A 25,322-nucleotide genomic window follows, 5' to 3' on the forward strand; every position below is an offset into this window, starting at 1 on the left:
GTCTCTTGTTTCTCATTCTGGGAAACAAGAGTTTTTGTGAGAAGTCCTATTTCTTAAATGAGGTGTAACGACATGAGACAATCCCTGACTTTCATTCCAACTCTTCGAGAGGTGCCGGCAGATGCTGAGGCAAAAAGTCATCAGCTATTAGTAAGAGCTGGATTTATTAGACAAAACACGAGCGGTATCTATCATTATCTGCCGCTAGCACATAAAGTTATTCAGCACATTCAATCCATTGTTCGCAAGGAAATGGAAAAGGCGGGAGCAGCTGAGCTGTTAATGCCAGTGCTGCAGCAAGCAGAAATGTGGCAAGAGTCAGGAAGATGGTATACATACGGTCCAGAACTCATGCGTATGAAAGATCGTCACGGCCGCGAGTTTGCACTTGGCCCAACACACGAAGAAGTGATCACATCACTCGTACGCAGTGAAGTCAAATCGTATAAAAAGCTTCCTTTGACACTGTATCAAATCCAATCAAAATTCCGTGATGAACAAAGACCTCGCTTTGGGTTATTGCGCGGACGTGAATTTATTATGAAGGACGCCTATTCATTCCACTCTTCACCAGAGAGCCTTGATGACACATACAACAAAATGTTTACAGCTTACTCGAATGTCTTTTCAAAAGTAGGTCTTAACTTTAGACCCGTCATTGCCGATTCTGGGGCAATGGGAGGAAAAGATACACATGAGTTTATGGCACTGTCAGAAGTAGGAGAAGATACAATCGCATACTCTGACACATCTTCCTACGCTGCGAACATTGAAATGGCTGAGGCTGTGTATCACGGAGAAGAAGCAAACCCTGCGGACTTCAAAGAACTCGAAAAAGTACACACGCCTCAGGTGAAGACGATACAAGATGTTGCGTCATTCTTAGAAGTGGCTCCTTCTACATGTATCAAATCTGTCTTGTTTAAAGCGGACGATGCGTATGTACTTGTCCTGACAAGAGGCGATCATGAAGTAAATGATGTGAAAGTGAAAAACTTAGTTGGAGCACAGCTTGTAGAGCTTGCTTCACGTGAGGAAGTACTAGACGTGATCGGAACAGAACCAGGATTTGTTGGACCAGTGAAGCTTGAAGCGGAAGTAACGATTTATGCAGACCACGCTGTCAAAGGAATGACAAACGCAGTTGCAGGTGCAAATGAATCGGATTATCACTATGTCAATGTTAATCCTGCTCGTGATCTGTCAGTGAAGGAATATACAGATCTTCGCTTGATTCAAGAAGGAGACGTTTCTCCAGATGGTGAAGGCACAATCCAGTTCGCAAAAGGAATTGAAGTAGGACAAGTCTTTAAGCTAGGCACGCGTTATTCAGAGGCAATGGATGCAACATACCTCGATGAAAATGGACGTGCGCAGCCAATGATCATGGGCTGCTATGGCATCGGAATTTCTAGAACCCTTTCTGCGATTGTTGAACAGCATCATGATGACAAGGGGATTATTTGGCCAGAAACAGTTGCGCCATATGATCTTCATCTACTTGCCTTAAATATGAAAAACGATGCACAAAAGGAACTGGCTGAAACGCTGTATGAGCGTTTACAGGAAGAGGGCTATGAAGTCCTTTTCGATGACCGCCAAGAGCGTGCAGGCGTCAAATTTGCCGACAGTGACTTAATTGGACTGCCAATTCGCATTAGCTGCGGGAAACGTTCAGAAGAAGGTATTGTCGAAGTGAAATTCAGAAAATCAGGTGAATCACACGAAGTATCTGTTGATGAACTGATTTCATTTATACGCCAAGCATAAAAAACGAACAAAAAAATGAAGGTACCTCCTGCAAAAAAGAGGTACCTTTCTGATTTGCAAAAGGAGGGTCCTGTCTTGGATGAACAATTACCGATTACCCGACGGCAATTTCATATATTACTCAATCAGATTCAAATGACAGATGATGACCTCAGCCGTTACTTTGAAGAAGGCGAGATCGTCAAATTGACGGTGCATAAGGCGGCAAAAACGTGGCATTTCCATTTTAAATTTAAGGCGCTTTTGCCTTACAAAGTATATGCAATGTTTTTAAGCAGGCTGACAAATGCATTTTCTCATATCGCACAAGTCACTTGTACGATTGAAGTCAATGATCCGCACATATCTGAAGAGCTCGTTCAATCATATTGGTCACATTGTGTGGAAGAGCTTCAAGGAATTTCTCCCCCAATCATCAGCTTGCTTCAACAGCAAAAACCAGCGCTGTCTGGACATAAGATCATCATCAAAACAAAAAGCGAAACTGAGGCTCTGGCCATCAAGAAGAAATATAGCCCAATGCTTCAGGCTGCATTTAAACAAGTTGGTTTTCCAGAACTTCAATTTGATACAGAAATTTTTGTGTCAGATCAAGAGATTCAGAAGTTCAGAGAACAAAAACTTGCTGAAGATCAAGAAAGAGCCATGCAAGCCCTTGTTGAGATGGAGAAGAAGGAAAGTGAGGATCAAGAGGAAGCCCCTTCTGGCCCTCTGATGATTGGCTATCAAATCAAAGACAATGAAGAAATACGTACGCTTGATAGTATTATGGACGAAGAAAGACGAATCACCGTCCAAGGATACGTGTTTGATGCAGAAACGCGCGAACTAAAAAGCGGCAGAACCCTTTGTATCTTTAAAATTACCGATTATACGAATAGTATTTTGATCAAAATGTTTGCGAGAGAAAAAGAAGATGCTCAGCTCATGAAATCCTTGAAAAAAGGGATGTGGGTCAAAGCAAGAGGAAGTATTCAAAACGATACGTTTGTGAGAGATCTTGTCATGATCGCAAATGACGTCAATGAAATGAAACCTCAGCTGAAAGAAGATACTGCACCAGAGGGAGAAAAGCGTGTTGAGCTTCATTTGCATTCGCCAATGAGCCAGATGGATGCTGTCACTGGCATCGGTAGACTTGTTGAACAAGCAAAAAAATGGGGGCATGAGGCCATTGCCCTGACAGATCACGCCGTTGTACAATCCTTTCCAGATGCGTATGCAGCAAGTAAAAAGCATGGCATCAAAATGATGTACGGGGTGGAAATCAATTTAGTCGATGACGGGGTACCGATTGCGTATAATCCAGAGCACCGCTTGTTAGAAGATGCGACGTTTGTCGTATTTGATGTTGAGACAACAGGACTCTCTGCTGTGTATGATACGATCATTGAACTTGCAGCCGTGAAAATCAAAGGCGGGGAAATCATTGACCGCTTTGAGGCATTTGCAAACCCTCATCATCCGTTATCAGCGACAACCATTGAACTAACCGGTATCACGGATGACATGGTGAGAGATGCACCAGATGTGGTCGATGTTGTTCGAGATTTCAAAGAGTGGATTGGACAAGATATCCTTGTTGCTCACAATGCGAGCTTTGATATGGGCTTTTTAAATGCAGCATATAAGCGCCTGTTAAAAACAGATAAAGCGTCAAACCCTGTCATTGATACACTAGAACTCGGCCGATTCCTTTATCCTGAATTTAAAAATCACCGGCTGAACACGCTGTGTAAAAAGTTCGATATTGAACTCACGCAGCATCACCGGGCGATTTATGATGCAGAAGCAACTGGTTACCTCATGCTGAAGATGCTAAAAGATGCGGCTGAAAAAGAGATTGCTTACCACGATCAATTAAATGAAAACATGGGGCAGTCCAATGCGTATCAGCGCTCACGTCCTTACCATGCAACCGTGATTGCACAAAATGAGACGGGTCTAAAGAATTTATTTAAGCTTGTCTCACTTTCTCATATTCATTATTTCTACCGCGTGCCGCGTATCCCGCGCTCACAGCTTGAGAAATATCGAGAAGGTTTAATTGTTGGGTCTGCTTGTGATAAGGGTGAAGTGTTTGAAGGGATGATGCAGAAGTCACCTGATGAGGTAGAAGACATTGCCGCATTTTACGACTATTTAGAAGTTCATCCGCCAGAAGTGTATCAGCATTTACTCCAGCTGGAGCTTGTTCGGGATGAACGTGCATTAAAAGAGATCATCACAAACATTGTGAAACTTGGTGAAAAACTGAATAAACCAGTCGTGGCGACTGGAAATGTGCACTACCTGCATCCAGAAGACAAAATTTATCGCAAAATCTTAATTTCATCACAAGGCGGGGCGAATCCGCTTAATCGTCATGAACTGCCAAAAGTTCATTTTAGAACAACTGATGAAATGCTAGAAGCATTCTCTTTCCTTGGAGACGAGAAGGCGAAAGAGATTGTCGTGACGAATACGCAAAAAGTATCTGAGATGGTCGAAAGTATTAAACCAATCAAAGACGATCTTTATACACCAAAAATCGAAGGTGCAGATGAAGAAATTCGGGAAATGAGCTATAACATGGCTCGCAGCATCTACGGTGACGATTTACCGAAAATTGTAGAAGACCGGATTGAGAAAGAATTAAAGAGTATTATTGGTCACGGTTTCGCTGTTATTTATTTAATTTCTCATAAGCTTGTTAAGAAATCACTTGATGATGGATATCTAGTTGGTTCAAGGGGATCAGTTGGTTCATCTTTCGTTGCGACATTAACAGAGATTACAGAAGTAAACCCGCTTGCGCCGCACTATGTATGTCCAAGTTGCAAGCACTCTGAGTTCTTTAATGACGGATCTGTTGGCTCAGGATTTGACCTTCCTGATAAAGACTGTCCTGAATGCGGGACGCCGTATAAAAAAGACGGACACGATATTCCGTTTGAAACGTTCTTAGGTTTTAAAGGAGATAAAGTGCCTGATATCGACTTGAACTTCTCAGGAGAATATCAGCCGATTGCCCATAACTATACAAAAGAGCTGTTTGGTGAAGAGTATGTATATCGCGCAGGTACAATCGGTACCGTTGCAGAAAAAACGGCATATGGTTATGTGAAAGGCTACGCAGGAGATCATAACCTTCATATGAGAGGTGCTGAAATTGACCGGCTCGTACAGGGCTGTACGGGCGTCAAACGGACAACAGGCCAACATCCAGGCGGTATTATCGTCGTGCCGGATTATATGGACATTTACGATTTCTCACCAATTCAATATCCAGCAGATGCGACAGGTTCTGATTGGAAAACGACGCATTTTGATTTCCATTCAATCCATGATAACTTGCTGAAACTAGATATTCTTGGACACGATGATCCAACGGTCATTCGGATGCTTCAGGACTTGAGCGGAATTGATCCAAAAACGATTCCGACAGATGATCCTGAGGTCATGAAAATCTTCCAAGGAACGGAACCTCTCGGTGTCACAGAAGAACAAATTGGATGTAAAACGGGAACACTTGGGATCCCAGAGTTTGGCACAAGGTTTGTTCGTCAGATGCTTGAGGATACAAAACCGACCACCTTCTCGGAGCTTGTTCAGATCTCTGGTCTATCTCACGGTACAGATGTATGGCTCGGCAACGCCCAAGAGCTGATTCATAATAAAACGTGTGAACTAAGCGAAGTGATTGGCTGTCGTGATGATATTATGGTCTATCTGATTTATCAAGGTTTAGAGCCGTCACTTGCCTTTAAAATCATGGAATCTGTTCGTAAAGGGAAGGGACTTCCTCCTGAATGGGAAGAAGAAATGAAGAATAATAACGTACCGAACTGGTACATTGATTCTTGTAAAAAGATTAAATACATGTTCCCTAAAGCCCACGCGGCTGCTTATGTATTAATGGCCGTTCGGATTGCTTATTTCAAGGTGCACCATGCACTTCTGTACTACGCGGCTTATTTTACCGTTCGTGCTGATGATTTTGATATCGAAACGATGACAAAAGGATCGAATGCGATTCGAGCGGTCATGGACGATATTAACTCAAAAGGTCTTGATGCATCACCGAAAGAGAAGAACCTATTAACTGTACTAGAGCTTGCACTTGAAATGTGTGAAAGAGGCTATCACTTTAAAAAAGTAGACCTATACCGATCAAGTGCCACTGAGTTTATCATTGATGGAGACGGGTTAATCCCGCCATTCAACTCCATCCCTGGACTCGGAACAAACGTTGCGTTAAATATTGTACGCGCACGCCAAGATGGTGAATTCCTCTCAAAAGAAGATTTACAAAAACGAGGAAAAGTGTCTAAGACCATCCTTGAGTATTTGGATCGTCAAGGCTGCTTAGAAGCACTTCCTGATCAAAACCAGCTTTCTTTGTTCTAATGTGAAAAATGAAGAGCGCCCTTAAAGGGCGTTCTTTTTTTGTATATACAATAATATTATTATGTTAACTAAATATTTTAACTGGAATTATTTTCTTGTTGGTTCATATATCTTGATTTAACGTCGTGTTTTGAGAGAAGAGATTGTATGTCATTCTTTCTACCCAAATAGAGCAAAAAAGAGAATTTAGCCGTCTGAAATGTTCTCATACGACATATGATCATTTTGGGTACAGTCACATGAAGAATCAGGAGAAAACCACCCTCGGTGAGCGTCAAGCTGATGGCTGTTTACTATGCACATTTTTGAAACACGCTTGATTCTTTTCAACACTGTACAAAACACGAACGGAATAACAAGGAGGTGGTCATTTCTTGTTCAATGTTTCACGTTTAAGAAAAAAGAAGGGGTGAGAAGTAGGTACATGTCAGATTACAACTATGTAGAGGTGCTTCAAAAATCCATTTTGTTTTACGAAGCCCAGCGTTCCGGAAAGCTTCCTGAAAGCAATCGTCTTAACTGGCGAGGGGATTCTGGACTAGAGGATGGGAAAGATGTTGGTCATGATTTAACAGGCGGCTGGTACGATGCTGGTGATCATGTGAAGTTCGGACTTCCGATGGCTTACTCGGCAGCCGTGCTTGCATGGACAGTCTATGAGTACCGAGAAGCTTACGAAGAGGCAGAGCTGCTTGATGATATGTTAGATCAAATCAAGTGGGCAACCGATTATTTTTTGAAAGCCCATACAGGTCCAAATGAATTTTGGGCACAAGTAGGCGATGGGAACGCGGATCATGGCTGGTGGGGTCCAGCAGAAGTGATGCCGATGAATCGGCCGGCATTTAAAATTGATGAACATTGTCCAGGAACAGAAGTAGCCGCCCAAACCGCAGCCGCTTTAGCAGCAGGTTCAATTATTTTTAAAGAAACTGATGCGCCCTATGCAGCAAAGCTTCTCACCCATGCAAAACAGCTTTATGCATTTGCCGACCAATATCGCGGTGAGTATACAGATTGTGTCACCAATGCGCAGCCATTTTATAACTCTTGGAGCGGCTATATTGATGAGCTCATTTGGGGTGGAATATGGCTGTACTTGGCGACAAATGACCAGACCTATTTAAACAAAGCACTAAAAGCAGTAGAAGAATGGCCGAAGGATTGGGATTATACGTTTACGATGTCGTGGGACAATACCTTTTTTGCTTCGCAAATTTTACTTGCGAGAATCACAAAGGAGAAAAGGTTTATCGAATCGACGGAGCGTAATCTCGATTACTGGTCGACGGGTTTTGTTCAAAATGGAAAAGTAGAAAGAATCACTTATACGCCTGGCGGACTAGCGTGGTTAGATCAATGGGGTTCACTTCGTTATACAGCAAATGCTGCATTTTTAGCGTTTGTGTACGCAGATTGGGTCTCTGATCAAGAAAAAAAGAATCGATACCAAACATTTGCGATCAGGCAAACAAACTATATGTTAGGGGATAATCCGCAAAATAGAAGCTATGTCGTTGGGTTTGGCAAAAATCCGCCGATCCATCCACACCATCGAACTGCACATGGCTCATGGTCTAATCAGCTGACAACTCCTTCTTCTCATCGGCACACGTTATATGGAGCGCTTGTTGGGGGGCCTAATGCACAGGATCAGTATACCGATGACATCTCTGACTATGTATCCAACGAGGTAGCAACAGACTATAATGCCGCCTTTACTGGAAATGTAGCCAAAATGGTGCAGCTGTTTGGTCTGGGGCAGTCAAAGCTGCCGAATTTTCCGCCTAAAGAAAAAGTGGAAGATGAGTTTTTTGTAGAGGCAGCTGTCATGAGTAACGATACAACATCTACTCAGATCAAAGCCATTCTATACAATCGATCAGGCTGGCCGGCAAGAAGTAGTCAATCACTTTCTTTTAGATATTATGTCAATCTAAGCGAGATATTTGCGAAGGGATTCACTGATAAAGATATTCAAGTGACAGCTGTTTACAATGAAGGCGCTTCCTTAACTCCGTTAACGGTGTATGACGCATCATCCCATATCTATTTTACAGAAATCGATTTTACTGGCGTAGCTATTTTTCCAGGAGGCGAATCGCTTCATAAGAAGGAAATCCAGTTCCGATTATCTGCGCCAAATGGTGCGAATATATGGGATGCCTCAAATGATTATTCCTTTCAAGGATTAACATCCAATATGCAGAAAACAGCGAGAATTCCTGTTTTTGATCAAGGTATTTTAGAATTTGGTACGCTTCCGAATAAATAAATATAAAGGGTGAGGACATGACAAATAAAGAACGGTTTTTAGCGCTTTATCATCAAATGAAAAACGATGCGAATGGATATTTTTCAAAAGAAGGCATTCCGTATCATTCCGTTGAGACACTCATTTGCGAGGCGCCTGATTACGGGCATATGACCACTTCAGAAGCTTACAGCTACTGGTTATGGCTTGAAGTATTGTATGGGCATTACACAGGCGATTGGAGCAAACTAGAAGCGGCTTGGGATAATATGGAGAAGTTTATCATTCCAGTAAACGAAGATGGACATGACGAACAGCCGCATATGAGTTCTTACAATCCATCTAGCCCAGCCACATACGCTTCAGAGAAACCATATCCAGATCAATATCCGAGCCATTTGACGGGTGCTCGCCCTGCTGGTCAAGATCCAATTGATCATGAACTGAGGTCAACTTACGGAACGAATGAAACGTATTTAATGCACTGGCTTCTTGATGTAGACAACTGGTATGAATATGGGAATTTGCTCAACCCATCACATACAGCCGCATATGTAAACACATTCCAGCGGGGTCCGCAAGAATCCGTATGGGAGGCCATCCCTCATCCATCACAAGATGATAAAACGGCCGGAAAGCCCAATGAAGGTTTCATGAGCTTGTTCACAAAAGAAAATCAAGCGCCAGCCGCCCAGTGGCGCTACACAAATGCGACGGACGCTGATGCACGTGCGATACAGGCAATGTATTGGGCAAAGGAACTTGGCTATAACGGGTCAGCCTATCTTGATAAAGCGAAAAAGATGGGGGATTTCCTTCGTTACGGAATGTACGATAAATATTTTCAAACAATTGGAAGCGGCAAGCAAGGTAATCCGTATCCTGGAAATGGAAAAAGTGCATGTCATCACTTAATGGCATGGTATACCTCTTGGGGCGGGGGACTTGGAGAATATGCGAATTGGTCATGGCGTATCGGAGCGAGCCATTGTCATCAAGGGTATCAAAACCCAGTCGCTGCCTACGCTTTATCCTCAGATAAGGGAGGCTTAAAGCCATCGTCACCGACTGGTGCAAGTGATTGGGAAAAGACGTTAAAGAGACAGCTTGAATTTTACGTTTGGCTTCAATCAAAAGAGGGAGCGATTGCAGGAGGTGCTACCAACAGTTGGAATGGAGACTATAGCGCTTATCCAGCAGGAAGAAGCACATTTTATGATATGGCTTATGAAGATGCGCCTGTTTACCATGATCCTCCGTCCAATAACTGGTTTGGAATGCAAGCATGGCCGATTGAGCGTGTAGCAGAGCTTTATTATATCTTTGCAAAAGATGGCGACAAAACATCTGAAAATTTCCAAATGGCCAAATCTGTCATCACAAAATGGGTCAACTATTCACTAGATTATATTTTTATTGGCACTCGTCCAGTGTCGGATCAAGATGGATATTTTTTAGATGGTCAGGGTCAAAGAATTCTAGGGGGGGCAAATGTTGCTGTTGCTACGACGAGTGCACCTGGAGAGTTTTGGATTCCTGGGAATATAGAATGGAGCGGTCAACCTGACACTTGGAGCGGATTCCAATCTGCAACAGGTAATCCAAATTTAACGGCAGTTACAAAAGATCCTACTCAAGATACTGGTGTACTGGGCAGTCTCATCAAAGCGCTCACATTCTTTGCTGCTGCAACACAGAAAGAGACAGGGAACTACACAGCACTTGGCATAAGAGCAAAAGAGACAGCGGCACAGCTCCTTGAGGTTGCTTGGAATTACAATGATGGTGTAGGGATTGTGACAGAGGAAGACAGAGAAGACTACCACCGTTTCTTTAAAAAAGAAGTGTACTTCCCAAATGGCTGGAACGGAACATTTGGTCAAGGAAATCAGATCCCTGGTTCCAGCACCATTCCTTCTGACCCGCAGCGAGGAGGTAACGGAGTGTATACGAGCTTTGCAGATCTTCGTCCGAAAATCAAGCAAGACCCAGCTTGGTCAGCCCTGGAGAGTAAATATCAATCATCTTTTAATGAAGCAACAGGCAAATGGGAAAACGGAGCGCCAAGTTTCACCTATCACCGTTTCTGGTCGCAAGTTGATATGGCTACAGCTTATGCAGAATACCATCGTCTCATAAACGAATAGAACGTAGTGCAGCTGCCGGCTTTTTTAGTCGGCGGTCTTCTCATAAGATAAATGAAGTGAAAGCAAAGGTGATGTCATTATGGTTAAAAAGAAAGAATTTATGAATCATTCATCGAATGGCGGATCACAGGAACAAGAAAATCAAAGCTGGAGAAAAGAAGCAAATGATCGAATCTTACAACATAGACAAAGAGAGCTTGTCATAAACGTCATCAATAAGGAAAAAAAGCCAGTTGCCGGAGTAGAGGTGGAAATAAAACAAATCAGACATGAATTTGCATTTGGTTCAGCAATGAATGACCAAGTACTATTCAATCAAACGTATGCTGATTTTTTTGTCCAACATTTTAATTGGGCTGTGTTTGAAAATGAGGCAAAATGGTATGCAAATGAGCCTGAACGAGGGAAAATAACCTACGAAAAAGCAGATGCCATGCTGAATTTTGCCAATAGACACCAAATTCCAGTGAGGGGGCACGCCTTATTTTGGGAGGTAGAGGATGCCAATCCAAACTGGCTGAAATCATTACCGAATCATGAAGTATATGAAGCCATGAAAAGGCGGCTTGAGCATGCAGGCAATCATTTTAAAGGAAAATTCCGTCATTGGGATGTAAACAACGAAATGATGCATGGTTCATTTTTTAAAGACCGGTTTGGGAAACAGATTTGGAAATGGATGTATGAAGAAACGAAAAAAATTGACCCTCAAGCCTTGCTGTTTGTCAATGATTATAATGTAATCTCATACGGCGAACATCACGCATATAAAGCACATATCAATGAACTTCGTCAGTTGGGGGCACCAGTTGAGGCTATTGGAGTTCAAGGTCACTTTGAAGATCGAGTGGATCCAGTCGTTGTAAAACAAAGACTAGATGTGCTTGCTGAGCTTGGTCTACCGATATGGGTGACAGAGTATGACTCTGTTCATCCGGATGCCAATAGACGAGCGGATAACTTAGAAGCTTTATATCGGGTAGCCTTTAGTCATCCAGCTGTAAAAGGTGTGCTGATGTGGGGATTTTGGGCGGGTGCTCATTGGAGAGGTGAGCACGCAGCCATCGTGAATCATGATTGGTCGTTAAATGAAGCAGGCAGGCGTTATGAAAAGCTACTACAGGAATGGACGACACAAAGAGTGGAAAAAACAGATGGGAATGGCCAAGTGACATGTCCAGCGTTTCACGGGACGTATGAGGTTCGAATTGGTGAAGTAAGTAAAATGTTGCAGCAGCAGACGATTGAACTTGATTCAACTAAACAAACACCGCTTCAACTAGATATCATCGTACCAGTAGAATAAGAGATTGTGAGGAGGAGAATGGAATGAAAAAATGGGTTCAACGGGTGGCTTGTTTTATGCTGCTGATCACTTTATGGGCGGGTTGGTTCACTCTGACCGTAAAGGCCTCCTCCTATGTGCAAACATCTGGTACACATTTTGTATTGAACAACCCCCCATTTTACTTTGCTGGCACAAATAATTATTATTTCCATTACAAATCAAAAAAGATGGTAGATGCTGTTTTTGACGATATGAAGGCAATGGATTTAAAGGTTATTCGTATTTGGGGATTTCACGATGGTACCCCTCAAGAAAACTCAGTCTTACAATCTCGTCCAGGTGTTTATGAAGAATCCGGTTTTCAAAAACTAGACTATGCGATTTATAAAGCAGGGCAGGAAGGAATCAAGCTGGTCATCCCACTCGTGAACAATTGGGATGACTTTGGCGGGATGAATCAATATGTGAAGTGGTTTCAGGCAGGATCACATGATCACTTTTATACAGATCCTCGGATTAAAACAGCTTACAAAAACTATGTGCGCTATGTATTAGAGAGAACCAATACGTACTCAGGTGTTCAATATAAAGATGATCCTGCTATTATGACATGGGAGCTCGCCAATGAGCCGCGCGCTCAGTCAGACCCTTCGGGAGATATACTAGTAAACTGGGCAGATGAAATGAGTGCATGGATCAAATCAATCGACTCGAATCACCTTGTTGCTGTAGGAGACGAAGGGTTCTTTCGCATGACAGGTCATGATGATTGGTTTTACAGTGGAGGAGAAGGTGTTGATTGGGATCGTTTGACTGCTCTCCCTCATATTGATTATGGAACCTATCATTTATACCCAGATCACTGGAATAAGTCTGCTGCATGGGGAGTGAAATGGATCAAAGATCATATCACCCGAGGAAACGCAATCGGAAAACCTGTTGTATTAGAAGAGTTTGGCTATCAAAATCAAGCAGCCCGTCCTGATGTATATGATAGCTGGCTGAAGACAATTGAACAGCTCGGAGGCGCAGGTAGCCAATTTTGGATTTTAACAAGCATTCAAGACGATGATTCCCTCTACCCGGATTATGACGGTTTTCGAGTTTTAAAGGAGAGCCGGGAGGCAGAAATCATTCGTGAACACGCCAAAAGAATGAATGAAAAGAACTGATGAAGAATGCCTGTTTATAAGGAACTTCATTTGCATAAAAAAATTGGATATGGTATAGTTTTTATGGAAATGCTAACGATTACCGAGACAAGAGTGGGGAAACCCGCTCTTTTGTATTGAACAGGCAATTTTTGTCTCGACATTATTCATCCGTTTTCTGCTCCCCCTGCTCACAATAAAGCAGGGTTTTTATGCAGAATGATTGATAAGAGCGTTTATCGAAAGCACAAGGAGGAAGAGAATGAGCAAAAAAGTAGTGGATATCGTAAGCGACATGGTACAGCCAATTTTAGATGGCTTACAGCTTGAACTCGTTGATGTTGAATTTGTCAAAGAGGGTCAAAACTGGTTCCTTCGCGTATTTATTGACTCTGACAAAGGCGTCGATATCGAGGAGTGTGCCAAAGTGAGCGAAGCCTTGAGCGAAAAGCTTGATGAGGCAGATCCAATTAGCCAAAACTACTTTCTTGAAGTGTCCTCTCCTGGAGCGGAGCGCCCATTAAAGAAAAAAGCTGATTTTGAAAAAGCACTTGGAAAAAATGTTTTCATGAAAACATACGAACCAATTGATGGTGAAAAGGCATTTGAAGGTGAGCTTACAAGCTTTGATGGTGAGATTGCAACAGTGACAGTGAAGATCAAGACAAGAAAGAAAGAGATCAATATTCCATACGAAAAAATTGCTAACGCAAGATTAGCAGTTTCGTTCAATTAACCTTTTCATTGATATAAGGGGGAACCATAAAAATGAGTAGTGAGTTGTTAGATGCCCTGACTGTTCTTGAGAAAGAGAAGGGCATTAGTAAAGAAATTATTATTGAAGCGATAGAAGCTGCACTCATTTCTGCATACAAGCGTAATTTTAACCAAGCACAAAATGTGCGTGTTGATTTAAACCGTGAAACGGGAACGATTCGCGTATTCGCAAGAAAAGATGTTGTAGATGAAGTGTATGATTCTCGTCTTGAAATCTCTGTAGATGATGCAGCAAATATCAACCCGAATTACATGGTTGGTGACGTCGTTGAAATTGAAGTCACACCAAAAGATTTCGGACGCATTGCAGCTCAGACAGCGAAACAAGTCGTGACGCAGCGTGTGAGAGAAGCAGAGCGAGGTGTGATTTACACTGAGTTTATCGATCGTGAGGAAGACATCATGACGGGAATCGTTCAGCGAATTGACAGTAAATTCATTTACGTGTCACTTGGCAAAATCGAAGCCCTTCTTCCGGTCAATGAACAAATGCCAAATGAGGACTACAAACCACATGACCGCATTAAAGTGTTCATTACGAAAGTAGAAAAAACAACAAAAGGACCACAAATTTATGTATCAAGAACACACCCAGGTCTTTTAAAGCGTTTATTTGAAATCGAAGTGCCAGAAATTTATGATGGTACTGTAGAGCTTAAATCTGTCGCTAGAGAAGCAGGGGACCGTTCTAAAATATCTGTTCGTACAGATGATCCTGATGTTGATCCAGTTGGTTCTTGTGTAGGACCTAAAGGTCAGCGTGTACAAGCAATTGTCAATGAGCTGAAAGGCGAAAAAATTGACATTGTTCATTGGTCTAATGACCCAGTTGAATTTGTTGCCAATGCGTTAAGTCCATCAAAAGTTCTTGATGTCATTGTAAATGAAGAAGATAAGGCGACAACTGTCATTGTCCCTGATTATCAGCTGTCATTAGCCATTGGTAAAAGAGGTCAAAATGCGCGTCTTGCAGCAAAATTAACGAGCTGGAAGATTGACATTAAAAGCGAAACAGATGCAAGAGAACTCGGTATTTTCCCAAGAACTGAAGACTCTGAATCTCTTTTCTTAGAGGCTGAACCAGTAGCTGAGGAATCTGACGAATAAGAGGTGATATAAAAGGTGAAAAGCCGAAAAAAAATCCCGCTTAGAAAATGCGTCGTGACGGGAGAAATGAAACCAAAGAAAGAACTGATTCGCGTTGTTCGTTCAAAAGAAGGTGAAGTGTCTGTTGACGCAACCGGAAAAATGAACGGGCGCGGTGCTTACCTTTCTCTCGATAAAGAAACCATTCTTGCGGCGAAGAACAAACGTAGTTTACAGCAGCAATTTCAGACACAGATTGACGAACACATTTTTGAAGAATTACTAGAACTAGCTGAAAAGGTGAAAAAACCCAATGACTGAATCTGAATGGTATCCTTTGCTTGGTCTAGCAAATCGAGCTCGTAAAGTCGTGTCAGGAGAAGATCTGGTGATCAAAGAAATTAGACATGCGCGTGCTAAGCTGGTTCTTCTTGCAGCAGATGCCTCATCCAACACAGAGAAAAAGGTATCTGACAAATGCAAATTTTACAATGTTCCGGTTAGAAAAGTTGAAGACCGTTCCGTTCTCGGACGTTCTATAGGGAAGGAAGCTCGCGTAGTTGTCGCTGTCACTGACCAAGGCTTCGCTAAGAAGCTCATAAGCTTGCTCGATTAATTTATTTGGGGGTGAACGAATGGCTAAAGTGAGAGTATATGAATACGCAAAAGCCATAGATGTTTCAAGTAAAGATATTATAGCAGCGCTTAAGGATATGAACGTGGAAGTGAACAACCACATGGCGACGCTTGAAGACGACACTGTGAAAAAGCTAGACGCTATCTATAAAAAAGCCAAAGCAAAAGAGACAGCTAACGAGAAACCCGCAGAACAAAAAAAACAATCATCTAACAAAAACAATGATAGAAAGAAGAATGACGTGCAGAATAATCAATTTAATAAAAACAAAAAAAACAACAACCAAAACAAAAACAAAAATAAACGCGGCGGCAACAACAAGGCGCAGCATCAGCAAGCAAGACCTGTGAAGCCGAAAAAAGAGCTTCCTGAAAAAATTGAATTTACAAATTCAATGACAGTCGGCCAGCTTGCTGACGAGCTTGGCAAAGAAACTGCTGAAATCATCAAAAAACTGATGATGCTTGGTGTTATGGCTACGATCAACCAAGAGCTCGACAAAGATACAGTCGAATTAATTGCTTCTGAATATGGTGTTCCAGTAGAAGAAGTGATCATTTTAGAAGAAACTGAACTTGAAAAGTATGAAGTTGAAGATAAAGAAGAAGATATGCAAGTACGCCCTCCAGTCGTAACGATCATGGGACACGTTGACCACGGAAAAACAACGCTTCTTGACAGCATTCGTAAAACGAAAGTTGTTGAAGGCGAAGCGGGTGGAATTACGCAGCATATTGGTGCATACCAAATTGAAGAAAACGGTAAGAAAATCACGTTCCTTGATACACCAGGACACGCAGCTTTCACTACGATGCGAGCACGTGGTGCTGAAGTAACAGATACGACGATCTTGGTCGTTGCAGCAGATGACGGTGTCATGCCGCAAACGATTGAAGCGATCAACCACGCAAAAGCGGCAGAGGTGCCAATCATTGTGGCTGTCAATAAAATTGACAAACCAACAGCTAACCCTGACCGCGTGATGCAGGAATTAACTGAGCATGGTCTTGTACCTGAGGCTTGGGGCGGCGAAACCATTTTCGTTCCTTTATCTGCAAAAACAGGTGAAGGCATTGACGAATTGATCGAAATGATCCTTCTTGTCAGCGAAGTAGCAGAACTAAAAGCCAACCCAAATCGTGCTGCAAAAGGAACTGTGATCGAGGCTGAGCTTGATAAAGGAAGAGGTTCTGTTGCAACCCTTCTCGTTCAAACTGGTACACTTCAAGTAGGTGACCCAATCGTTGTCGGAAATACATTTGGCCGAGTACGTGCAATGGTCAATGACATCGGACGCCGCGTGAAAACTGCAGGACCATCTACACCTGTTGAAATCACTGGTTTAAATGATGTACCGCATGCAGGGGATCAGTTCCTCGTATTCAAAGATGAAAAAACAGCTCGTCAAGTCGGTGAGGCGCGTGCGTCTAAACAACTTGATGAACAGCGTTCAGACAAAGCGAAATTATCTCTCGATGACCTATTTGAGCAAATCAAACAAGGTGATGTGAAAGATATCAACTTAATCGTAAAAGCAGACGTACAAGGTTCTGCTGAAGCACTGACGGCAGCTCTTCAAAAAATTGAAGTAGAAGGCGTCAAAGTGAAAATCATCCATACGGGTGTTGGAGCGATTACAGAATCTGATATCATTTTAGCAAGTGCTTCTAATGCGATTGTGATCGGATTTAACGTACGTCCTGATGGCAATGCGAAGAGCACAGCTGAAACAGAAAACGTAGATATCCGCTTACACCGCATCATCTACAAAGTCATCGATGAAATTGAAGCTGCGATGAAAGGAATGCTTGACCCTGAATATGAAGAAAAAGTCATCGGTCAAGTTGAAGTTCGTCAAACGTTCAAAGTATCAAAAATCGGTACAATTGCTGGTGGCTATGTCACTGAAGGCACCATTACTAGAGACAGTGGTATCCGCTTAATTCGTGATGGCGTCGTCATCTTTGAAGGTGAAGTCGACGTATTAAAACGATTCAAAGACGATGTGAAAGAAGTTTCACAAGGCTATGAATGTGGTATTACCATTAAGAAATACAATGATATCCGTGAAGGTGATGTCATGGAATCATTCGTTATGCAAGAAATCGAAAGAAAATGATCGGTTATACCGAGTGTGAGTGTATGATCTATGATGCATCCTCACTGAAGGAAAAACGTGCGGTTCTGCAGCGTATCATGACAAGAACGCGCCATAAATTCAATGTGACCATTGCTGAAATGGACTATCAGGATACATGGCAGCGTACTTCGATCGGAATCGCCGTCATTTCCTCCTCCCGGGTTCAAGTGGAAAAGGAACTTCAGCGTGTGTTAAGCTTTATTGATTCTTTTCCGGAAATTGAACGAACGATCACGAAAACTGAGTGGTTTTAATTAGAGGTGATAAGATCATGAGTATGAGAGCAACCCGTGTGGGTGAGCAAATGAAAAAAGAATTAGGCGACATCCTTGGCAGAAAGCTAAAAGATCCAAGAATCGGCTTTTTGACTGTAACGGATGTTGAAGTATCCGGTGATTTGCAAATTGCTAAAGTCTATATTTCTGTACTTGGCGACGAGAAGAAAAGAGAGGAAACCTTAAAAGGCCTTGCAAAGGCGAAAGGGTATATCCGCTCTGAAATTGGCAATCGAATCAGACTTCGCAAAACACCAGAGCTTCACTTTGAATTCGATGAATCTGTAGATTACGGTAACCGAATTGAAAGCCTGATTGCTGAACTAAACACAAAAGATCACGAATAAGACGTTGAAATAAGGATAGGCGATGATCGTCTGTCCTTTTTCATCGTTTATGAAAGGAGAGAACGCAGGTGCAAAACGGTGTTCTTTTATTACATAAAGAAAGAGGCATGACCTCTCACGACTGTGTGTTTAAAGTGAGAAAGATTTTACACACAAAAAAAGTGGGACATACAGGGACACTCGATCCAGAGGTTTCAGGTGTTCTGCCTATTTGTATTGGACGAGCGACAAAAATTGTGGAGTACTTAACAGATAAATCGAAAACGTATGATGCGGAAATCACCATTGGATTTTCTACAACGACAGAAGACCAAACAGGTGAAGTAGTAGAAGAAAAAAAAGTGCCGGTACCGATGTCAGAAGATGACATTGATGCTGCGTTGAAACAATTTGAAGGAACCATTGAACAGATCCCCCCCATGTTTTCTGCTGTAAAAATTGGCGGAAAAAAGCTCTATGAATATGCAAGGCAAGGCATTGAAATTGAACGTCCAAGCCGTGAAATTACCATTCATCGCATCGAGCGGACAACACCTGTCACATTTGAAAATGGTAAAGTATCATTTAGATTCACCGTACTGTGTTCAAAAGGCACATATGTGAGAACGTTAGCCGTCGATATCGGAAAAAAACTTGGGTTTCCAGCCCACATGTCTCACCTCATTCGCATAGGATCTGGTGACTTTACGTTAGATGAATGTATCACTCTTGATGAGTTGCGGGAGATCAGCGAGAAAGGAACGGTTGAGGAACATCTTGTGCCGATCGAGCGTGCGCTCAATCATTTGCCGAAATGGGAGATAAATGATACATTAGCAAGTAAAGTGGAAAACGGTGCAGTCCTACCTATGCCTGATGAATTTGCTCATTTTGCAGAGGAAGATCGTGTCGCTGTCTTTGCTCCTTCAGGCCGTTGTATGGCGATTTATATGAAGCACCCGACCAAACAGAACCTGATGAAGCCGGCGAAGATTTTATCACAGGACAAGCAATCTTAAAGAAAAGGTGACCATCTCGTGAAGACTATACATATTTCACACCCACATACATTGAATCAAAAGGATCAAGTCCCGTCTGTGATGGCTTTAGGGTATTTTGACGGTGTTCACCTCGGACACCAAAAAGTGATTGATGCAGCTAAAAACCTTGCGGAAAAAGAGGGTTTAGCTCTAGCTGTCATGACTTTTCATCCGCATCCATCACATGTTCTGCAAAAAGCACGTGAACCAAAAGACTTAATCACACCGCTTGAGGATAAGATTGATTTTATCGAACAATTAGGTGCTGACTACTTATACATTGTGCAATTCAGCGAAAGCTTTGCAGCACTGTCTCCTCAAGACTTTGTCGATCAATATTTGGACGAACTGAATGTGAAGCATGCAGTCGCTGGTTTCGATTTTACATTCGGCCGGTTTGGCGCAGGCACAATGGAAACTTTTGACGAATACGGGAAAGGGCGGATTGCTGCGACCATTGTACCTAAGCTTTCCAACCAAGACCGGAAAGTCAGCTCAACCCTTATACGTTCCGCATTGAAAAATGGAGACGTTGAATATGTGAGTGAGCTTTTAGGGAAACCGTATCAGCTTCGAGGCATTGTGATTCATGGAGATAAACGAGGACGCACGATTGGCTTTCCAACCGCCAATGTTGGTTTATCTGCTGAATACATCATCCCGCCAACAGGCGTATATGCAGTGAGAGCGGAAGTGAAAGGCAAGGTGTATGACGGTGTTTGTAACGTTGGCTACAAACCAACATTTTATGAAAAACGTCCTGATCAGCCTGCGATTGAAGTGAACCTTTTTGATTTTAACGAAGAAATTTATGGTGAACCGATTAAATTACAGTGGTACAAACGGATTCGCAGTGAACAAAAATTTAACGGTATCCAAGAATTAACGGCTCAAATTAGTCAAGATAAAGAAGAAGCGATTCAGTTTTTTCAAAATCATCTTCATTAAACAAAAAAATCACAGAAAAACCGCTCTATCATTTGCAAAATCGGCATATTTTTAGTATGATAATTCCTGTAGCTTTAAAACCACTTACTTGGCAGGCCGACTTCACCGACGGTTGCGAGGTAGATGGGGCTAACATGATTTGGAGGTGAAACAGGATGGCTATTACTCAAGAGCGTAAAACTCAATTAATTAATGAGTTCAAAACACACGAATCTGATACTGGATCTCCAGAAGTTCAGATCGCTGTCCTAACAGAATCAATTAACAACTTGAACGAGCATTTACGTACTCATAAGAAAGATCACCACTCACGTCGCGGTCTTTTGAAAATGGTAGGTAGACGTCGTAATCTTCTTACGTATCTACGTAATAAAGACGTAACTCGTTACCGTGAGTTAATTAACAAACTAGGCTTACGTCGATAATCGTAAAAAGCGGGAGGATTCCCGCTTTTTTATCGTATAATCACTAATATTTTATGGTTAAAATGTTGAAAGAATGGCAAAAACCCTTCTACATACAGCTTTCACATTGATATGTGAAAATCATTTTGTTCATAATAAGAAATAACCTAAAAACTTTACGACAAGAGAGGAGTTTATCTCAGAATGGGACAAGAGAAACAAGTCTTCACCATAGACTGGGCTGGACGTCAACTGACAGTTGAAACTGGTCAGCTTGCAAAGCAAGCAAACGGAGCGGTTCTCGTACGCTACGGAGATACGGCTGTGCTTAGCTCAGCAACAGCTTCTAAAGAACCAAAACCACTTGATTTTTTCCCGCTCACTGTAAACTACGAAGAAAGATTATATGCAGTTGGTAAAATTCCTGGTGGTTTCATTAAAAGAGAAGGCCGCCCAAGTGAAAAAGCAATCCTTGCGAGCCGCTTAATTGACAGACCGATCCGTCCACTATTTGCAGACGGATTTAGAAATGAAGTACAAGTCATTAGTATTGTCATGAGTGTGGATCAAGATTGTTCATCTGAAATGGCTGCAATGTTTGGCTCATCTTTAGCTTTATGTGTGTCTGACATTCCATTTGAGGGACCAATCGCTGGCGTGACAGTAGGACGAGTAGATGGAAAGCTCATCATCAACCCAAATGTTGAGCAGCTTGAACAAAGCGATATCAACCTTGTTGTAGCTGGAACAAAAGATGCAATCAACATGGTAGAGGCTGGTGCTGATGAAGTACCAGAAGAAACAATGCTTGAAGCCATCATGTACGGCCATCAAGAGATCAAACGCTTAATCGAATTCCAAGAAGAAATTGTAAAAGCTGTCGGTAAAGAAAAAATCGATATTCCTTTATATGAAGTCGATCAAGCATTAGCAGAGGAAGTAAAACAACTTGCTGAAGCGGATCTACTGAAAGCGATTCAAGTACATGAGAAGCATGCTCGTGAAGATGCCATCAGTGCTGTGAAAAAAGCTGTCGTTCAAAAATTTGAAGAAGAAGAGCGTGACGAAGCAACGATTAAACAAGCGAAGGATGTCTTAAACAAGCTTGTGAAAAACGAAGTTCGCCGCCTTATTACTGAAGAGAAAGTACGTCCAGATGGACGCGGCGTCGATCAAATCCGTCCACTTTCTTCAGAAGTAGGACTTCTTCCAAGAACGCACGGTTCAGGATTGTTTACAAGGGGCCAAACACAGGCACTCAGTATTTGTACATTAGGTGCACTTGGTGATGTACAGATTCTTGATGGTCTTGGTGTTGAAGAGTCTAAGCGATTCATGCACCATTATAACTTCCCGCAATTCAGTGTTGGTGAGACCGGCCCAATGCGTGGTCCAGGCCGTCGTGAGATTGGACATGGTGCGCTAGGCGAACGTGCATTAGAGCCAGTCATTCCATCTGAAAAAGATTTCCCTTATACGGTTCGCCTTGTGTCTGAGGTGTTAGAATCAAACGGTTCTACTTCACAAGCAAGTATTTGTGCGAGCACACTTGCGATGATGGATGCAGGTGTTCCAATTAAAGCACCAGTTGCAGGGATTGCAATGGGACTTGTTAAATCTGGTGAATACTACACAGTGCTGACAGACATTCAAGGAATGGAAGATGCACTTGGAGATATGGACTTTAAAGTAGCAGGTACATCTAAAGGTGTAACAGCGCTTCAAATGGACATCAAAATCGATGGTCTATCAAAAGACATTTTAGAAGAAGCACTTCAACAAGCGAAAAAAGGAAGAATGGAAATTTTAGATAGCATGCTGTCAACGATTCCAGCTTCTAGAGGAGAATTGTCACGTTATGCACCAAAAATCTTAACGATGACAATCAATCCAGATAAAATTCGCGATGTCATTGGACCAAGCGGTAAACAAATCAATAAAATCATTGAAGATACCGGTGTGAAAATTGATATTGAACAAGACGGTACAATCTTTATCTCTTCTACTGAAGAAGACATGAACCAAAAAGCGAAGAAAATCATTGAAGATCTTGTCAGAGAAGTTGAAGTTGGCCAACTTTACTTAGGTAAAGTAAAACGAATTGAAAAATTCGGTGCCTTCCTTGAAATCTTCAGCGGCAAAGATGGACTTGTTCATATTTCTGAGCTTGCACTTGAACGTGTTGGCAAAGTAGAAGATGTCGTGAAGATTGGTGATGAACTACTCGTCAAAGTCACTGAGATCGATAAACAAGGCCGTGTAAACCTTTCTCGTAAAGCTGTTTTACGTGAAGAAAAGGAAAAAGAAGAAAAGCAGTCTTAATGAGAACAAATAAAATGTGTTAGAAGCCAGGTATCCGTGCCAGGCTTCTTTCTTTTCTTGCGCGTAACAATAGTTCTAGCTTGTTTCTCCCCATCATAATTTGTGGTAAAGGGGAGGGACAACCATTGAAAAAAACGATACCATTCTTTGTGTTTGTATTTTTACTGCTCGTGTCATATCAAACGATGAAGCAGCCGGCTGCTGTTACATATATGAATTCAATGAAAGAGCACGCCGAGGTAGCATCTGTTTCAAAAGATATTCTGTATCAAGAGATCGAATCGAAGTCTTCTGACTATGAAGAGAAGCCGCAAAATGCTAAGATTGATAAAGTGTGGAAAAAGATGCCTGGTTTAAATGGACAGACAGTCGATATCGATGCTTCTTACGAAAAAATGAAAAAACAGGGCTCTTTCGATGAAAAGCTGCTTGTTTTTAAAGAAACAAAACCATCTGTCCATTTACATGAACTTGGTGCTGAACCTATCTATAAGGGACATCCAGACAAAAAGATGAATGCATTCCTGATCAATGTAGCTTGGGGCGACGAGCATTTAACAAAGATGTTGAATACACTAGAAAAGCATCAAGTGAAGGCAACCTTTTTCTTAGAAGGCAAATGGGTGAAAAACAGTCCAGACCTTGCTAAAAAAATCGTGGCAGATGGTCATGAAATTGGAAATCATTCATACAATCACCCGGATATGCGCACACTGACAAGAGAACGAGCATTAGAGCAGATGATTAAAACAAATCGCCAAATTGAAGAATCCCTTGGGAAAAAACCGATATGGTTTGCGCCTCCAAGTGGCAGCTTTAAAGAAGAAACAGTAAAGCTTGCGAAACAAGAAGGAATGGAAACCATTATGTGGACAGTAGACACGATCGACTGGCAAAAACCATCACCAGCTGTATTACAAAAACGAGTGCTTGGGAAAATTCACAATGGGGCGATGATATTAATGCATCCAACAGACGCAACAGCGAGAAGTCTAGACGCACTTATCACTCAAATCAAAGAAAGAGGATATGAATTAGGAACGGTTTCTGACCTCCTAAGTGAAAAAAGACACCCGTGATGCGATCTGTTTGTTGAATAGGAGGAGCAAAACTTGGTCAAAACGTATACATGCCAAAACGGAGTAAGAATTGTACTTGAAAACAATCCCACTGTAAGGTCTGTCGCAATTGGCGTCTGGATTGGAACAGGTTCTAGACATGAGACACCAGAAGTAAATGGGATCTCACACTTTTTAGAGCATATGTTCTTTAAAGGAACAAAGACGAGATCTGCACGTGATATCGCAGAATCCTTTGACCGCATTGGTGGTCAAGTGAATGCCTTTACGTCAAAAGAATATACTTGCTATTATGCAAAGGTACTTGATTCACATGCTGGGTATGCCCTCGATGTGTTGAGTGACATGTTTTTCAACTCTGCTTTTGACGAAGAAGAGCTGAAGAAAGAAAAAAATGTGGTCTATGAAGAAATTAAAATGTATGAAGATACTCCTGATGACATCGTTCATGATTTGTTAAGCAAAGCCATTTACGGTGATCATTCATTAGGTTATCCGATTTTAGGGACAGAGGAAACACTCTCTACTTTTAACGGTGATTCCCTTAGAAAATATATGGACGAATTCTATACGCCGGATCGCGTCGTCATCTCTGTTGCAGGGAACGTCGATGACACCTTCATTCGTGAGGTCGAAACATTATTTGGCTCGTATGAAGGAAAGGGGAAAAAGCAGCCTGTCGAAGCACCGCAATTCCACTATGACAAACTGACACGCAAAAAGGAAACAGAACAGGCGCATCTTTGCATGGGCTTTAACGGACTTCCTGCTGGAGATCAGGGCATCTATGACTTAATCGTCTTAAATAATGTTCTAGGCGGTAGCATGAGCAGCCGGTTGTTCCAAGACGTAAGAGAAGATAAAGGACTTGCGTATTCTGTATTCAGCTATCATAGTTCATTTGCAGATAACGGAATGCTGACGATCTATGGTGGAACTGGAGCGAAGCAGCTAAATCTGCTATCTGAAACCATCTTACAAACATTAGACGTCTTAAAACGTGAGGGAATTACGCAGAAAGAACTTGAAAACTCTAAGGAGCAAATGAAAGGCAACCTCATGCTTAGTCTTGAAAGCACAAACAGCAAGATGAGCCGAAATGGTAAAAATGAATTACTCCTTGGCAAACATCGTACGCTTGATGAAATTATTGATGAAATCAATCGCGTCTCATTAGACGGCGTAAACAATTTATCGAAAAGAATCTTTACAGAAGATTATGCTCTCTCGCTTATTAGTCCAACGGGTGATGTACCTTCTGCTTAATCAAAAAAAGGCATGTCTTTTAA

Annotated in this window: 19 protein-coding genes; all 19 read left to right on the forward strand. The window is 42.0% G+C overall.

The genetic code is table 11. From position 1 onward, the window contains the following. The first annotated feature begins 72 nt into the window (after positions 1–72). The 19 genes from ACTJJD_RS06015 to ACTJJD_RS06105 all read left to right on the forward strand — a co-directional run bounded on the left by ACTJJD_RS06015 (position 73) and on the right by ACTJJD_RS06105 (position 25,299). Complete coding sequence (locus ACTJJD_RS06015) at positions 73–1,770, forward strand: proline--tRNA ligase (RefSeq protein ID WP_045034268.1); 1,698 nt, start codon at positions 73–75, stop codon at positions 1,768–1,770. Between the two features lie 75 nt (positions 1,771–1,845). Then, positions 1,846–6,159 carry a PolC-type DNA polymerase III gene (locus ACTJJD_RS06020; RefSeq protein WP_440608176.1) on the forward strand — a complete coding sequence of 1,438 codons (4,314 nt, stop codon included), beginning with the start codon at positions 1,846–1,848 and terminating at the stop codon, positions 6,157–6,159. 424 nt (positions 6,160–6,583) lie between these two features. Then, on the forward strand, positions 6,584–8,434 hold the full coding sequence (locus ACTJJD_RS06025; protein ID WP_440608177.1) for a glycoside hydrolase family 9 protein: 1,851 nt from the start codon (positions 6,584–6,586) through the stop codon (positions 8,432–8,434). 17 nt (positions 8,435–8,451) lie between these two features. Beyond that, positions 8,452–10,560, forward strand: a complete 2,109-nt coding sequence (locus ACTJJD_RS06030) for a glycoside hydrolase family 48 protein (protein ID WP_440608178.1) — start codon at positions 8,452–8,454, stop codon at positions 10,558–10,560. A gap of 79 nt (positions 10,561–10,639) precedes the next feature. Continuing rightward, positions 10,640–11,866, forward strand: coding sequence for an endo-1,4-beta-xylanase (locus tag ACTJJD_RS06035; RefSeq protein ID WP_440608179.1), 1,227 nt, complete (start codon positions 10,640–10,642; stop codon positions 11,864–11,866). Between the two features lie 23 nt (positions 11,867–11,889). Continuing rightward, positions 11,890–13,020 (forward strand): glycoside hydrolase 5 family protein, encoded by a 1,131-nt coding sequence (locus ACTJJD_RS06040; RefSeq protein WP_440608180.1) that lies wholly within the window; start codon positions 11,890–11,892, stop codon positions 13,018–13,020. 241 nt (positions 13,021–13,261) lie between these two features. Continuing rightward, positions 13,262–13,735 carry a ribosome maturation factor RimP gene (gene rimP, locus ACTJJD_RS06045; protein WP_008344744.1) on the forward strand — a complete coding sequence of 158 codons (474 nt, stop codon included), beginning with the start codon at positions 13,262–13,264 and terminating at the stop codon, positions 13,733–13,735. 32 nt (positions 13,736–13,767) lie between these two features. Then, a complete protein-coding gene (gene nusA, locus ACTJJD_RS06050) occupies positions 13,768–14,883 on the forward strand; it encodes a transcription termination factor NusA (RefSeq protein WP_007499530.1) in 1,116 nt (371 codons plus the stop codon). A gap of 15 nt (positions 14,884–14,898) precedes the next feature. After that, on the forward strand, positions 14,899–15,183 hold the full coding sequence (gene rnpM / locus ACTJJD_RS06055; protein WP_008344742.1) for an RNase P modulator RnpM: 285 nt from the start codon (positions 14,899–14,901) through the stop codon (positions 15,181–15,183). Then, complete coding sequence (locus ACTJJD_RS06060) at positions 15,176–15,478, forward strand: YlxQ family RNA-binding protein (protein ID WP_007499528.1); 303 nt, start codon at positions 15,176–15,178, stop codon at positions 15,476–15,478. Before rnpM ends, ACTJJD_RS06060 begins: the two co-directional genes overlap by 8 nt. A 19-nt stretch (positions 15,479–15,497) precedes the next feature. Beyond that, on the forward strand, positions 15,498–17,618 hold the full coding sequence (gene infB / locus ACTJJD_RS06065; protein WP_007499526.1) for a translation initiation factor IF-2: 2,121 nt from the start codon (positions 15,498–15,500) through the stop codon (positions 17,616–17,618). Continuing rightward, complete coding sequence (locus ACTJJD_RS06070; protein WP_017359071.1) at positions 17,615–17,893, forward strand: DUF503 domain-containing protein; 279 nt, start codon at positions 17,615–17,617, stop codon at positions 17,891–17,893. Before infB ends, ACTJJD_RS06070 begins: the two co-directional genes overlap by 4 nt. Before the next feature lie 17 nt (positions 17,894–17,910). Further along, complete coding sequence (gene rbfA / locus ACTJJD_RS06075; RefSeq protein ID WP_007499525.1) at positions 17,911–18,261, forward strand: 30S ribosome-binding factor RbfA; 351 nt, start codon at positions 17,911–17,913, stop codon at positions 18,259–18,261. 68 nt (positions 18,262–18,329) lie between these two features. Continuing rightward, the gene (gene truB, locus ACTJJD_RS06080; protein WP_008344736.1) at positions 18,330–19,259 is read left to right on the forward strand and encodes a tRNA pseudouridine(55) synthase TruB; all 930 of its coding nucleotides are present in this window, start codon (positions 18,330–18,332) and stop codon (positions 19,257–19,259) included. 18 nt (positions 19,260–19,277) lie between these two features. After that, on the forward strand, positions 19,278–20,228 hold the full coding sequence (ribF, locus tag ACTJJD_RS06085; RefSeq protein WP_440608181.1) for a bifunctional riboflavin kinase/FAD synthetase: 951 nt from the start codon (positions 19,278–19,280) through the stop codon (positions 20,226–20,228). Between the two features lie 155 nt (positions 20,229–20,383). Further along, positions 20,384–20,653 (forward strand): 30S ribosomal protein S15, encoded by a 270-nt coding sequence (gene rpsO, locus ACTJJD_RS06090; protein WP_008354438.1) that lies wholly within the window; start codon positions 20,384–20,386, stop codon positions 20,651–20,653. Between the two features lie 183 nt (positions 20,654–20,836). Beyond that, positions 20,837–22,954 carry a polyribonucleotide nucleotidyltransferase gene (gene pnp, locus ACTJJD_RS06095; protein ID WP_007499522.1) on the forward strand — a complete coding sequence of 706 codons (2,118 nt, stop codon included), beginning with the start codon at positions 20,837–20,839 and terminating at the stop codon, positions 22,952–22,954. A 125-nt stretch (positions 22,955–23,079) separates the two neighbouring features. Next, entirely contained in the window at positions 23,080–24,033 is a 954-nt protein-coding gene (locus tag ACTJJD_RS06100; RefSeq protein WP_017359068.1) for a polysaccharide deacetylase family protein, read from the forward strand. A gap of 33 nt (positions 24,034–24,066) precedes the next feature. Continuing rightward, on the forward strand, positions 24,067–25,299 hold the full coding sequence (locus ACTJJD_RS06105) for a M16 family metallopeptidase (RefSeq protein ID WP_041090488.1): 1,233 nt from the start codon (positions 24,067–24,069) through the stop codon (positions 25,297–25,299). The last annotated feature ends 23 nt before the right edge of the window (positions 25,300–25,322 follow it).

Origin of the sequence: Bacillus sp. 22446 (assembly GCF_052044955.1) — a bacterium.
Lineage (GTDB): Bacteria > Bacillota > Bacilli > Bacillales > Bacillaceae > Bacillus > Bacillus altitudinis.